Annotated in this window: 12 protein-coding genes; 4 read left to right on the top strand and 8 right to left on the bottom strand. The window is 43.3% G+C overall.

Features of this window, described 5'->3' with window-relative positions; all coding sequences use genetic code 11:
- Window position 1: 1 nt before the first annotated feature.
- From B3014_RS07115 to B3014_RS07105, 3 genes are read right to left on the bottom strand one after another with little or no spacing between them, the layout of a single operon-like run.
- Window positions 2-1,405 (bottom strand): diguanylate cyclase, encoded by a 1,404-nt coding sequence (locus B3014_RS07115; protein ID WP_289243326.1) that lies wholly within the window; start codon window positions 1,403-1,405, stop codon window positions 2-4.
- Between the two features lie 41 nt (window positions 1,406-1,446).
- A complete protein-coding gene (yaaA, locus tag B3014_RS07110) occupies window positions 1,447-2,217 on the bottom strand; it encodes a peroxide stress protein YaaA (RefSeq protein WP_289243325.1) in 771 nt (256 codons plus the stop codon).
- A 47-nt stretch (window positions 2,218-2,264) separates the two neighbouring features.
- Window positions 2,265-2,585, bottom strand: coding sequence for a DUF4389 domain-containing protein (locus B3014_RS07105; RefSeq protein ID WP_289243324.1), 321 nt, complete (start codon window positions 2,583-2,585; stop codon window positions 2,265-2,267).
- Between the two features lie 148 nt (window positions 2,586-2,733).
- Between B3014_RS07105 and B3014_RS07100 the strand changes: the two genes are divergently transcribed.
- The 3 genes from B3014_RS07100 to B3014_RS07090 all read left to right on the top strand — a co-directional run bounded on the left by B3014_RS07100 (window position 2,734) and on the right by B3014_RS07090 (window position 6,865).
- Window positions 2,734-3,258, top strand: coding sequence for a TRAP transporter small permease subunit (locus B3014_RS07100; RefSeq protein ID WP_289243323.1), 525 nt, complete (start codon window positions 2,734-2,736; stop codon window positions 3,256-3,258).
- A complete protein-coding gene (locus B3014_RS07095) occupies window positions 3,258-4,565 on the top strand; it encodes a TRAP transporter large permease (protein ID WP_289243322.1) in 1,308 nt (435 codons plus the stop codon). The genes B3014_RS07100 and B3014_RS07095 overlap by 1 nt, the downstream gene beginning before the upstream one ends.
- 164 nt (window positions 4,566-4,729) lie before the next feature.
- Entirely contained in the window at window positions 4,730-6,865 is a 2,136-nt protein-coding gene (locus tag B3014_RS07090; RefSeq protein WP_289243321.1) for a TonB-dependent siderophore receptor, read from the top strand.
- 51 nt (window positions 6,866-6,916) lie between these two features.
- On the opposite strand, the gene B3014_RS07085 is transcribed toward B3014_RS07090, so the two are convergent.
- From B3014_RS07085 to efp, 3 genes are all read right to left on the bottom strand, one after another.
- Entirely contained in the window at window positions 6,917-7,852 is a 936-nt protein-coding gene (locus B3014_RS07085) for a GGDEF domain-containing protein (RefSeq protein WP_289243320.1), read from the bottom strand.
- A 64-nt stretch (window positions 7,853-7,916) separates the two neighbouring features.
- Window positions 7,917-8,897 (bottom strand): EF-P lysine aminoacylase EpmA, encoded by a 981-nt coding sequence (gene epmA / locus B3014_RS07080; RefSeq protein ID WP_289243319.1) that lies wholly within the window; start codon window positions 8,895-8,897, stop codon window positions 7,917-7,919.
- 8 nt (window positions 8,898-8,905) lie between these two features.
- On the bottom strand, window positions 8,906-9,475 hold the full coding sequence (efp, locus tag B3014_RS07075) for an elongation factor P (protein ID WP_091715374.1): 570 nt from the start codon (window positions 9,473-9,475) through the stop codon (window positions 8,906-8,908).
- Window positions 9,476-9,526: 51 nt separating this feature from the next.
- Here efp and epmB point away from each other — a divergent pair, with 51 nt between their 5' ends.
- Window positions 9,527-10,534, top strand: coding sequence for an EF-P beta-lysylation protein EpmB (gene epmB / locus B3014_RS07070; protein ID WP_289243318.1), 1,008 nt, complete (start codon window positions 9,527-9,529; stop codon window positions 10,532-10,534).
- Here epmB and B3014_RS07065 read toward each other — a convergent pair whose 3' ends face one another.
- Window positions 10,535-11,692 carry a citrate synthase gene (locus B3014_RS07065; RefSeq protein ID WP_289243317.1) on the bottom strand — a complete coding sequence of 386 codons (1,158 nt, stop codon included), beginning with the start codon at window positions 11,690-11,692 and terminating at the stop codon, window positions 10,535-10,537.
- A 110-nt stretch (window positions 11,693-11,802) separates the two neighbouring features.
- A complete protein-coding gene (locus tag B3014_RS07060) occupies window positions 11,803-13,077 on the bottom strand; it encodes an NAD(P)/FAD-dependent oxidoreductase (RefSeq protein WP_289243316.1) in 1,275 nt (424 codons plus the stop codon).
- Between the last annotated feature and the right edge of the window lie 9 nt (window positions 13,078-13,086).

Raw genomic sequence — 13,086 nt, 5'->3', positions numbered from 1 at the left:
ATCAAAACACAATGGTTTGATTTCTGCCTTGCTCTTTTGCTCGATATAAAGCCATATCGGCACGTTTAATACATTCATCAACTGCTTCATTTTCATTATATTCAGTGACACCGAAGCTTGCCGTGATGTGTATAGCCTCCAAACCAAAGTCGGTACCCGCAATAAACTCTCTCATATGCTCGGCTACCGCTCTTGCCCCCACATTATCGGTTTCAGGACAGACAATTAAAAATTCCTCACCGCCCCACCGGCCAACAATATCAGTATCTCTTAAATTATCAGACAACATATCAGCAATCTTCTTGATAACTTCATCGCCAACAGTATGCCCATATGTGTCATTCACTTTTTTGAAATGATCGATATCTATGATGATCACAGAAAATTGATGCTGATAGCGGTGATATGTTTGTAGGGCTTTTTCAAATGCTTCGTGTAAATAGTATCGGTTAGGTAAGCCAGTTAACTGGTCATTTTGTGACATACGGACCAGTTTTTTATTTACGGCTTGAAGCTCGTGATTATGACGGTGAATGACGCGGTAGCGATACAAGGACAGTGCCAGAATAATCAGCAAGCCAGCGAGTAGCTTCCACACCAAACTATAATCAGAGTCATATTGCACCGTCACAGATAACCATTGATTCATAATCTGCTGACGCTGAGACTCATTTGTTGCGTCAATGGCTTTGTTATAAATGGATAACAGTTCAGGTAAATCGCGTCTTATTCCCACCGACATATCGTAGTGCTCATCAAGCACACCACTTATTTTTAAATGTGAAACGCCGTGAGCCAGCATTTGATAATTGATACTCGGTACAGTATCGATAAAGGCAAACGCCATACCTTTCTCAACTAATTTAAGCCCCTCACCTGCATTATTGACTTCAATAATAGTCAAGTCTGGATAATTATTTTCGATTAATTTAATCGCTGCATAATCTTTCACCATGACAAATTTTTTGTCTTTGACCTGAGCAAGGTTAATGATGAAAGGAATATCAGGATGAGTGGCTAGAGCTAGAGAATACTGAATATGGGGTTTAGTAACGGTTAGATAGTCGCGTCTTTCAGCCAAGTCCTGGGCGCTGGATAAAACATCACACTTTTTTTGTTTAATAAACGCGAGGGATTGTTCCCAGCTATCTGTGTGAATCAAAACAACGGGTTTGCCCATCATTTGAGACCATAATTCATGAAAGCTGGACATGATGCCTGTGTACTGGCCGTTTTTATCGATCCCCTCATAAGGCATCCAGTCGGGGTCGGTGCACAGATGAATTTCATCTATTGAGTCAATAAAATTCTGCTCAGTCTGCGTTAATGTGAGTTCAGACTGAGCATTAACCGGCGCCTGCAGTAATATGAAACACCCAAATAACAATACATACTGCAAGCGCATTTTTATCTTCCTTGACGCTATCATTTAACTCACATGTCAATTTATTCTTGGTGTCGAATAAATACCCATTCATCTTTTTTTGACATATCGGCACTGAAACGATAGCCATCAGTGTCAAAATCCTTAATTCTATCAGGATCTTGTAACTCATGCTCAATGATGTAACGACTCATCATACCTCGTGCTTTTTTTGCATAAAAACTGATCATTTTGTACTGACCATTTTTCCAGTCTTTAAACACGGGTGTAATGATTCGAGCCTTTAATTTTTTTGCTTCAACTGCTTTAAAGTATTCATTCGAAGCGAGATTAATCAGCACCTCATCCTGCATGGCATCTTCAGCTTGTAATGATTGGCGAATGTCACTACCCCAAAAAGCATAGAGATCTTTACCTTTGGCATTGTCTAATTTAGTCCCCATCTCAAGACGATAAGGCTGAATCAGGTCCAAAGGTTTCAATACACCGTATAAACCAGACAAAATTCTGAGATGCTTTTGTGCAAATGTCAGCTGCTTTTCATTAAGCGTTTCTGCATCGAGACCTGTATAAACATCCCCTTGAAAAGCCAATACGGCTTGTTTTGCATTATCAAGATTAAAAGGCGTTTGCCAGGTCTCATATCTTGCTACATTCAACCCGGCTAACTTATCACTGAGTTTCATCAGACTGGCAATATCTGCTGTGCTCATTTGACGCAAGGTGTCAATCAATTCTTGTGACTGAGATAAAAATCGGGGTTGTGAGTGTTCTTGTGTTGTGGGTGGCGTATCAAAATCTAAGGTTTTTGCCGGAGAAATAACGGTCAGCATAAATTTTCCTGATCAATTCAAATAATTAAGTTAAAAATGTCAGCGAGTTAGAGGGTGTCATCTTTATCAGGTCTCACCTCAGGTTGAAACGTATTACTTTTCCAGTCATTAAATGGAAAAGGACGGCGTTCACTCGTGTAGGTTAGAAATGCCACCACACGATACACATATTGAGATAGATCAGCTGCAAAATCAGCGATATCCGGATTCGGCTTACCTGTGATGAGGGCAAACAGTAACTGAACCAGCACAACAAGCCAGACAACCATCATGCTTAAATACAAAATAATGGCAAACAGCACCATGTAAATGATGCGTGTCCATTGATTTTTGTTACTCATATTTTCTTTAAGTTGTTCATTATCCATATCTTCTCTCCTTGTATCAGTTCATATTTAACTTTATCACTTCCGCTTTTATCTGGTGAATGCATTTTCACATTGTCAGAGACAACTAGAGCTCAATCGTGATTTATGGGACACTTATTTAATTGTGGCAAAGATAGATAAAATCAACATGAAGACACTCATTGAGCCCGTCATTAACGCGATTGAAAACTTTATTGATCTGACCGGCCGGATGGTTTCTTGGCTGGTGTTAGCTATGGTCATTCTTATCTGTTATGACGTCGCCATGCGCTATTTATTCAACTATGGCTCTGTCGCACTGCAAGAATTGGAGTGGCATCTGTTTGCTCTGGTTTTTTTACTGGGTGGTGCATATACCCTTCGCCATGACGCCCATGTCCGCGTCGATATTCTTTATCATAGCCGGTTTGTCAGTGACACTGGCCGCGCTTGGATATCATTACTCGGCACCCTACTATTTTTGTTTCCCTTCAGCATTATGATAGTGATGACAGCATGGCCCTTTGCTGAAAATGCATTTTTTTACAATGAAGGTTCTCCAGACCCGGGAGGGCTACCCTATCGGTTTATTTTAAAAGGCGCGATATTAGCCGCGTTTGTCTTGATTATGCTGCAAGGCCTTGCAGAAATATTGAAAAATCTACAGTTTATCTGCTTTAAGGAGTCTAAATAATGGAGTATTGGGCTCTGGCCATGTTTCTGGTTTTATTTTTACTGCTGTTAATCGGCTACCCGGTTGCTTTTACTTTGGGTGCCATTGCACTTGGGTTTGGTACGGTTTTTCTGGGTATCGAATTTTTCAGCCTGCTACCGCTCCGCATCTGGGGCATCATGACGAACTTCACTTTATTGGCTGTTCCGTTATTCGTATTCATGGGCGTTATCCTGGAAAAGTCAGGTATAGCAGAAGAATTACTGGACACTATGGGCAGATTATTTGGCAGCTTGCGTGGTGGTCTGGCTATTTCGGTGGTTGTGGTCGGTGCTTTGCTTGCAGCCACCACTGGCGTGGTGGGCGCTTCGGTCGTCACCATGACGGTTATTGCTTTACCATCCATGCTTAAACGTGGTTATTCACCAGAGCTCGCCAGTGGCACTATTGCCGCTTCTGGCACCTTAGGTCAGATTATTCCTCCCAGTATTATTCTTATCCTGTTAGGTGATGTTGTCGGTGTCCCTGAAGGTGAACTATTTATGGCAGCGGCTGCACCGGGAGCGATGCTGATCTTGGCCTACATTCTTTATGTTGTCTGGACAGCCTGGCGCCACCCTGAAACTGCGCCCGCCGTCAAAAGCCTCGCTAATCAATCACCAGACTTACTTTTCAGCGTTATTAAAAGCCTTGTACCACCACTATTATTAATTCTAGCCGTGCTGGGCTCTATTTTTTTTGGTATTGCATCGCCGACTGAGTCCGCTGCTGTGGGTGCGTTAGGCGCGATTGTGCTGGCCGCTATCCATAGACGTATGAACCTGAATAACTTACGCGAAGCACTTCAACGCACGACTCGCCTAACCAGCATGGTATTTATTATTTTTATTGGCGCGACCGCATTCGGCCTGGTCTTTGTCGGTATGGGTGGCGATAAGCTCATTCTCGACCTCTTTACTGCGTTACCGGGTGGGAAATGGACCTTTCTTGTAGTCAGCATGTTGCTTATCTTCTTCTTAGGCTTTTTTCTGGACTTTATTGAAATTTGTTTTATCGTCGTACCGGTCATTGCTCCCGTTGCCATACACATGGGCATTGATCCATTGTGGTTTGCTTTATTGATAGCATTGAACTTACAAACCTCATTTTTAACACCGCCATTCGGCTTTTCACTGTTTTACTTGAAAGCCAGCGCACCACCCACATTAAAACTGGAATCCATCTATCGCGGTATCGTGCCATTTGTCGCGATACAAGTGATTGTTTTAGGCTTAATCATTGCCTTTCCGCAAATTAGCCTGTTGTTGCCCGATCTCATGTCGAAGTAAAGCTTATTGCCGTGCTGGAGTTTTCTTCTCCAGCTTTGCACCAGCTTGCATATATGGGCTAAAGCTCACTCACCAATAATTGGATATCAAGATTTAAATTGTAAAGTTAGATTAAAATACCTATTCTATATCGTTAATAATAACCATTAACATTTAGATTAAAAATGAAACCAATTACTCCCTTAATTTGCCTGAGCTGCGGCCTATTGCCTTTTCATCCAGTCATGGCCGACGACAATACCACCTCATTATCAACCCTCGTGGTAACAGGTCAACAAACACCCTATATTCGACTCTCGGAAACAGCGACCAAAACCGATCAGGATTTATTAGACACACCATTTAGTGTCAATATTGTTAACCAGAGCTTTATTCAGGATTTACAAGCTGAAACGCTGGCCGATGTCTATCCCTATATTGTCGGGCTAAGTCAATCAGGCACAAATGCGAATAGTTTTACCTTGAGGGGCTTATCGTCGAGCTTACAGAATGTACAGATTGATGGCTTACCGGGCCTTGCCTCCCGCTTTGGTTCTCCCTCCACAGCCAATATTGAACGCGTCGAAGTCCTCAAAGGACCGGCTTCAGTGCTTTATGGTTTGATGGAACCGGGTGGCCTGGTCAATATTGTCACTAAAAAGCCACAGGCAGAGGCACAAACCAGTCTCAGTGTGAGTGGTCGCAGTTATGCATCAAGTGACTCAGGGTTCGGTTCAGATGTCGGCGGTACCTTTACCTACGACTCTACCGGTGCGCTCACTGAGGATAAAGATTTACTCTACCGTTTTATTGGCAGTGTCGAAAACATTGATTCCTTCCGTGATGGTGTCAATGATAATAATCTCTATCTCTACCCCACCCTTTCTTATCAGATTAATTCGGATATGAATGCCACCATTGGCATGGAGTATATTCGTGAACGTCGTGATGCCGATGATGGCCTGGTCGCCGCCAATAACGATATTGATCAAACAGCTTCATTGTCGACTCGCTATCAAAGACACAGCGATTCGGATAATGATGACGGTCTGGCGTTATTTGGTCGACTGGAAAATCAAATTAATGACAGCACCGTATTCCGTCTCAACCTGAGAAGTGTTTATCATAAAGATGAGCGTGAACTTTATGAAAACAATAGAGTTAATGATGCCAGCGATATAACTGATTCAACTTTAAGAAGACGTGACCGCTACCAGGTCAATAAGCGTCAGTACCATTTCTTTGATGCCAATCTGTCTCATAAATTTGAGACAGGTGAGTTATTCCATAACACGCTGATTGGTATTAATGGCGGTTTTGAGCGTGCAGATTTTGATAGAAAACGTTTTGGAGCAGCAATATCCCCAAACCTGAATGTTTTTAATCCAATTCCTGACTCTGGTCAGCCCGGAGTCATCCAATCTGGCAATCACCGAATTACCGATAATTACAATCTGGGTTTGTACGCACAAGATACGGTAGATCTGAATGATTATATCTCTGTGATGCTTGGTGGACGCTTTGATACACAGCGAACACGCTTTGTGGAGAAAAATGTAGGTCAGTCGGATGAATTTGAAAAACAAAATACCAAAAAGTTCTTGCCTCAAGCGGCCCTTGTTTTCAGAGCAACAGATGAGATCTCACTCTACTTGAGTCACTCTGAATCATTTAATCCAAACAGTATTGAAAGTCGTAATGCTGACGGTGAAAGCTTAGATCCGGAATTAGGTAAACAAAATGAGTTTGGTATCAAAGCCGCGTTATTAGATGACAGGCTGAATTTGACTGCCTCTAGTTTCAAAATCGTAAAAACCAATATTACCGAAAGCGATCCCATTAGTGGCGATAACATATTAGTTGGTGAGCTGGAAAGCAAAGGAACAGAGTTCGAGCTACAAGCATTACCAATCGACAACTGGCAAATTAGAATAGGCTATGCCAACGTCGACTCATTCATATCGCATAGCCTTAACAGCGATACAGTTGGCAACAGAAATGCTTTTGCCCCTAAACACAATGGCTTTATCTGGACTCGTTATAATATTCCAAAACCTGTTTGGGGAGGAAAGGTCGGCACCTCACTAGGCATCAACTATCAATCGGCTCAAAACACCAGTTCCGATAAAGAAAAACGCGTTGAACTACCAAGCCATAGCCGTGTAGATCTAGGATTTTATTACGATATCAAACAATATCGCTTTGCTTTAAATATTGAAAATCTGTTTGATGAAACTTATTACACAGGTGGCTCAAACGATACCAAAATTTATCCAGGTGATCCGCGCCTAATCACCTTATCATTTAAAACCACTTTGTAAACATAACCCTGAACAGCCTAAACAGGTTTGAGTTAGAGAATCCAAATCTGTTTAAGCTGTCTTTACACGGTTACGACCACACTCTTTTGCACGATAAAGCGCCTGATCGACTTGCTCTACAAAGTCGACAATTTCATCTTTAGGGCTGGGAACAATCGTTCCTAGGCCTATACTGATAGTCAGCAGTTGTGAAACCTCAGATTCCTGATGGCTGATTTGTAATTTCATCATTAATTGCTGGCAGCGTTCAGCAATTTTTATTGCGGCACTAGCGTCTGTTTCTGGCAGTAACATCACAAATTCCTCACCGCCAAAACGAGCAAAAAAGTCTCTAGAACGCGTTGCCGCCGAGGAGAGTGCCTGGGCGACCTGTTTTAAACAATCATCTCCCTGAATATGACCATAGCAGTCGTTGTATTGTTTAAAAAAATCAATATCCATGACCAGCAAAGAAAGCGGTAGCTGATGGCGTCTGGCCGTCATCCATTCTTCTTCGAATACTTTGTCTAACATGCGTCGGTTAGGTACACCTGTCAGACCATCTTTAAAAGAAAGCTCTTCCAGCTCTTTTTGCAAATCCAGTAACTTTTGTTCAGTTTCTTTACGTTCAGTAATATCGAACATAAAACCGATTAGCGCTTCGACTTCACCTTGTTGATCTCTAATGACATGTACCACATCTCGAATCCATACATAGTGACCATCTTTTGTCAGTGCCCGGTAATCAGCTTCGTGATCAACACCAGCTTTGGATTGCGCCACACAGAAATCAACCACCCATTGCTGATCTTCTGGATGCATTCTTTCAGCCCACTCATTAACTGTTTGCCAGCTTTCTACCGACCACCCCAATAACTTCTCGATTTGTGGGCCGATGTAAGTAAAACACATCGTTTTCCAGTCAATACGCCAGGGAATAGCTTTAGTCGATTCTAATAATGTTTTATACACATCAGAATCTTGGGATGTCATTCTATCGTCAGCCATTTCAATGACCCTCTATACGAAAATGGGTTTAATTCCTGAGTATGAGATTACTCACATTCATGCATTAACTCTGCTCAAATGTAAAACTTTTTACAGCATCAATATGCTGCACACTGAGTTTTAACATCAGTAATCTATCTACCCCAATTGCTACGCCGCAACAGGCAGGCAAACCAGCTTGCATGGCCGCCAGTAAATGTTTATCAACCGGCATGGCAGACTTACCTTGCTGGTGTCGGATAAGATTATCTTCTACAAACCGTTGACTTAACTCATCTGCATCAAGGCATTCATCATAACCATTTGCCAGTTCAAGTCCTTGAGCATAGACCTCAAATCTGGCAGCGACAATATGGCCTTCCTCTGAACGATGCAGTTTTGCCAGTTGTGCCTGCGAGGCAGGAAAATCATAAATAATATATGGGTGAGCAGACAAGGCTAATTGCGGTTCAATTAACTCACTCATCAATAGCTCCAGCCAACCGTCTTTGTCTGTTTGCCAGTCTTGAGGGAGGCTTTTTATTCTGGACAGCGCATATTGTTTGAGTTCATCTTGCTCAACATCTGTGACATCAATCGACAAGTACTGTGAAAACAGTGTTTGATAGCTCATCTTGACCGCGGGAGATAAGCCAACCACGGTTTGTAATAAATCATCCACTTCCGTCATAAGCTGATGATAACTCAGGCTGGGGCGATACCATTCCAGCATCGTAAACTCAGGAGAATGATGCCTGCCCTGTTCACCATTACGAAATACTTTTGCTATCTGATACATATCCCCCAGACCAGCAGCTAACAGACGTTTCATCGCAAACTCGGGTGAAGTGTGCAAATAACAGGGGCTTTTCTGCCCACCAGCAGCAATATAATCAGTGGTAAAGCTATCAAGGTAAGGTGCTGTAGGGGCCGCATGAGAAAGAATGGGTGTGTCGACTTCCAGCACCTCTCGCTGATAAAAAAAACGACGGATCTCAGTCAGAAACTGAGCCCGTCGTTTTAGATTTTCCAGACTTGCAGAGGGTTGCCAGTCTTTATCGTACATAGTGGGTTTTAGTCTTTTGCGCGTTCAACATAGGATGAAGAGCGGGTATCGACTCTCAGGACTTCACCGATTTCAATAAACAGAGGAACACGAACAACCGCACCTGTTTCCAGTGTGGCTGGTTTACCACCACCACCTGAAGTATCACCACGTACACCCGGATCGGTTTCAACCACTGCCAGATTAACGAAGTTAGGCGGAGTCACCAATAACGGTGTGCCATTCCATAATGTCACCGTGTAAACATATTGCTCTTTCAGCCAATCTTTACTTTCGCTGATGGCATTGGCATCGGCACCATATTGTTCAAACGAAGTTGGATCCATGAAATACCAAAACTCACCATCGGTATATGAATATTCCAGATCGGTTTCGATAACGTCAGCGCTTTCAACCGTATCACCAGATTTAAACGTCCGCTCATTCACTCGGCCAGTTTTCAAGTTACGGAACTTAACACGATTAAATGCTTGGCCTTTACCCGGTTTAACAAACTCATTTTCGATGATGCTGCATGGGTCACCATCAAGCATAAACTTCAGGCCGGATTTGAATTCATTTGTACTATAACTTGCCATCTTAACCTCTTTTGGGGGACGATCTTCGCTTGCTTCAAAATAAAAGCCACTATGATACCGCAAACCACTAACCTAAAGACAAAACAAAACTGGCAACACGCATTAGCCAACGCTATAAATAGTGCCGATGAATTATTAGCTTTACTGGGACTTTCCGGTCAGTTAGCTGCAATCGATAAAGCACAAATACGTCAGTTTCCGGTGCGTGTCCCACGCAGTTACATTAAAAAAATGCGCTATGGCGATGCTTCAGATCCGCTGCTTCGTCAGGTATTTCCTCTCATTGACGAGGGTTTTAGAGTCGATGGATATAAGGCTGATCCGGTAGGTGATCATTTAGCCATTAAGTCGCCCGGTATCTTACAAAAATATCAAGGACGAGCACTGTTATTAATGACAGGTGCCTGTGCTATTCATTGCCGATATTGTTTTCGTCGTCACTTCCCTTATTCAGAAAGTAATCCACTCGCCGGTCAATGGCAGCAGTCACTTGATGCTTTAAACGCTGATCAATCCATTACTGAAGTTATTCTCAGCGGCGGAGATCCCTTATCCCTCAATGATGAGAAACTGGCGAATGCTATTGAAGATCTTAATCAGATAACACATTTAAAACGATTGCGAATTCATACCCGACTGCCAGTGGTATTGCCAGAACGTATCACCGGCTCACTATTGGCCTGTCTGCAAAATACCCATCTGAAAGTGGTGATGGTGATTCATGCTAATCACGCCAATGAAATTGATGAAGAAGCTGCACAGGTGCTGAATGACTTAAGGCAAGCTGGTGTGCAGTTACTGAATCAAACCGTTTTGTTAAAAGGGATTAACGATTCTGTAGACGCACTTGTGGGTTTAAGTGAGCGTTTAAATGAAGTGGATGTACAGCCTTATTACCTGCATTTATTGGACAAGGTGGCCGGAGCGCATCACTTTGATGTGGAAGAAGAACTTGCTGTGAGTTTGATTGAAAACTTGAGACAACAATTGCCTGGCTACCTTGTGCCCCGTCTAGTACGTGAGCTACAAGGTGAAGCCAGTAAAACGGTAATCAGCTAATTAACGTTGATCAATCGGTGTGTAGTCACGCATATCGCTACCGACATAGATTTGTGTTGGTCTGTAAATGCGATTATCACAAATTTGTTCACGCCAATGCGCTAACCAACCCGCTGAACGAGCTACAGCAAACAACGCGGTGAACTCATCTTCAGGAATACCCATTTCGCTGTAGAGAATGCCGGAATAGAAATCAACATTCGGGTAAACGCCTTTATGGCCTAGGCGATCAGCACAGACTTCTTCCAGTTTTAGGGCGGTATCGAACATATCATCCAGATGACCACCACGTTCCGCAACTAACTGTTCTACCAGTTTGTGCAAAATAGTGGCACGAGGGTCTTTAACCTTGTACTCGCGATGCCCCATTCCCCAGATAACTTCTTTATTTTTTAGTTTCTGGTCAACCCAGCTTTCGACATTTTTCGGAGAACCAATCTCTTGCAACATACCTACGACGCGTTGATTTGCACCACCATGTAACGGGCCAGATAAGGTACCGATGGCAGCGGAAATCACGCTATAAGGTGTGGCCAGTGTCGAACCCGCGACCAATGCTGCAAACGTTGAAGCATTCAAGGTGTGTTCTGCATGCAAAATCAAACACACATCCATGATCTTAGCCATGAGAGGATCCGGTTCTTCACCGTTAAACATGTACAACAGGTTTTCCGCGACCGACAGATCATGTTTTGGATTGATAGGGTCCCAACCATTGCGGATGTGTTCCCACATTGCCACCAGCGGTGCCATTTGCGCAATGATATTCACCGTCATATTACGCACATAATCGAGGTCTTCACAGCTATTGGCGTCTGTCAGACACTCCGTACCCGGGTAGAACATGCCCAGACTGGATACCGCTGTTTGCAGCATATCCATGGGATGACCGGTATGGGGGAAATGACGCATCATCTGACGAATATGATATTTGATGCGGTAGTTGTCTTTTAACTGTTGGGAAAAATCATTTAAGGCTTTCTTAGTCGGTAACTCACCGTCTAACAAAAGCAGTGTGGTCTCTTCGAATGTACTGTTTTCAGCAAGAGTTTCGAGAGGATAACCTCGATAACTCAGTATGCCTTTTTCACCATCAATAAATGAAATGGCTGACTTTGTTGCGGGTACACCTTCCAGGCCTGGTAAAAAATCACTCATCTACAACCTCATAATTATCTTGATGGTGGAGATTATCGGAAAAGCTGGCATTATACTGCATTGCAGGTAGAGCAGCATCTCCGATGTTATTAGCTACTGATTTTATGGAGTTATCTCAAGATATCTGACCAGATATTGTGTGCCCAGGCATCAGCAAACTCCCCTTGCAGCAGTGTTGGGGTGGTGGTTATTCCTCCGCCGGGCATCACCGCCATTTTTTCCGTCTTTGGATCATATCTGAATACGGCCGCGACATAGCCTGCTTTTTCGCCGTCAGTAAAACTATAACAGGTATTGCCAAACACCGGTTCAGGTTCAACTTCCTGTTCGTGTAATAGAGCAATGACTGCAGCGGCACAGACTTTTGCCTGCACATTGGCAATATGGCCTGATTTGGGCAAGGTGGCTGCCACGGCATCACCTATCACGTGTACATCAGGTACAGCTGTCGACTCATAAGTGCTGAAGTCGACCTCGCACCAACGTTTATCGACATTCATCACACCTGCCAACTCAGCCACTTTTCCTGCGCGTTGCGGTGGAATGACATTCAGAACGTCGGCTTGGACTTTATCGAACAAACCTTCAACCGTTAACGTATCAACATCAACTGTTTCTATGCCATTACTGGGTTGATAATCAATGATGTCGGCATAGTGATCATCCCAAACGCCCTTAAATAACGCTTTTTTGGACACAATATCGCCATTGGCATCCAGAATGATTAATTTGGCTGTAGGATTATGTTGTTTTAAAAATAAAGCGATTTGGCAAGCACGTTCATAAGGGCCGGGGGGACAACGAAATGGAGCTTGTGGAATCGTCATTACCACCTTACCACCTTTACGCATCGCTTTTAATTGTTCATGAAGCAACTGTGTTTGCGGCCCAGCTTTCCAGGCATGCGGAATTTTAGTCTCAACAATCTCAGGTGTCAGAATGCTCAGCTGGTCATAAATAAAATCCACGCCAGGAGCAATGATAAGGCGGTCATAATCTACCACTGTGCCATCATCAAGACGCACATTTTTGTTATCAACATCCACCGCATTGACTATGGACTGAATCATCTTTACACCGTAGTGAGAACTCAAACCGTGATAATCAAAGGTTAATTGTTGTAGGGTTCGATGACCACTTAACACGAGATTACTTTGTGGGCAGGAAACAAAAGCCGTTTTTTTCTCAATCAGAATCACTTCAAGATCCGGCGACCACATGCGTAAGTATTTGGCAGCCGTGGCACCCGCAAAGCCACCACCCACCACCACAACACGTTGTGATTTTTTCGAAGGCGTTATTATGGCCGAACTCATGTTGGGAAATGCAGCCAAAGCTGAGGCTGTTATCCCTGTCTTTATCAGTTGCCGACGGTTAATGGCCATAATAACTCT

The sequence above is a fragment of the Methylophaga sp. UBA678 genome (genome assembly GCF_002299105.1).
In the GTDB taxonomy this organism is placed as follows: domain Bacteria; phylum Pseudomonadota; class Gammaproteobacteria; order Nitrosococcales; family Methylophagaceae; genus Methylophaga; species Methylophaga marina.
Note: the sequence above shows the minus strand (reverse complement) of the source record. Positions and strands in the feature narration are given on the sequence as shown.

What these genes read in the sequence shown, in the direction of transcription:
- B3014_RS07065 (WP_289243317.1), bottom strand. Translation starts at nt 11,692, where the DNA reads ATGAGTGATTTTTTACCAGGCCTGGAAGGTGTACCCGCAACAAAGTCA.
- B3014_RS07105 (WP_289243324.1), bottom strand. Translation starts at nt 2,585, where the DNA reads ATGGATAATGAACAACTTAAAGAAAATATGAGTAACAAAAATCAATGG.
- epmA (WP_289243319.1), bottom strand. Translation starts at nt 8,897, where the DNA reads ATGTACGATAAAGACTGGCAACCCTCTGCAAGTCTGGAAAATCTAAAA.
- B3014_RS07115 (WP_289243326.1), bottom strand. Translation starts at nt 1,405, where the DNA reads ATGCGCTTGCAGTATGTATTGTTATTTGGGTGTTTCATATTACTGCAG.
- B3014_RS07085 (WP_289243320.1), bottom strand. Translation starts at nt 7,852, where the DNA reads ATGGCTGACGATAGAATGACATCCCAAGATTCTGATGTGTATAAAACA.
- B3014_RS07095 (WP_289243322.1), top strand. Translation starts at nt 3,258, where the DNA reads ATGGAGTATTGGGCTCTGGCCATGTTTCTGGTTTTATTTTTACTGCTG.
- yaaA (WP_289243325.1), bottom strand. Translation starts at nt 2,217, where the DNA reads ATGCTGACCGTTATTTCTCCGGCAAAAACCTTAGATTTTGATACGCCA.
- epmB (WP_289243318.1), top strand. Translation starts at nt 9,527, where the DNA reads ATGATACCGCAAACCACTAACCTAAAGACAAAACAAAACTGGCAACAC.
- B3014_RS07100 (WP_289243323.1), top strand. Translation starts at nt 2,734, where the DNA reads ATGAAGACACTCATTGAGCCCGTCATTAACGCGATTGAAAACTTTATT.
- efp (WP_091715374.1), bottom strand. Translation starts at nt 9,475, where the DNA reads ATGGCAAGTTATAGTACAAATGAATTCAAATCCGGCCTGAAGTTTATG.
- B3014_RS07090 (WP_289243321.1), top strand. Translation starts at nt 4,730, where the DNA reads ATGAAACCAATTACTCCCTTAATTTGCCTGAGCTGCGGCCTATTGCCT.
- B3014_RS07060 (WP_289243316.1), bottom strand. Translation starts at nt 13,077, where the DNA reads ATGGCCATTAACCGTCGGCAACTGATAAAGACAGGGATAACAGCCTCA.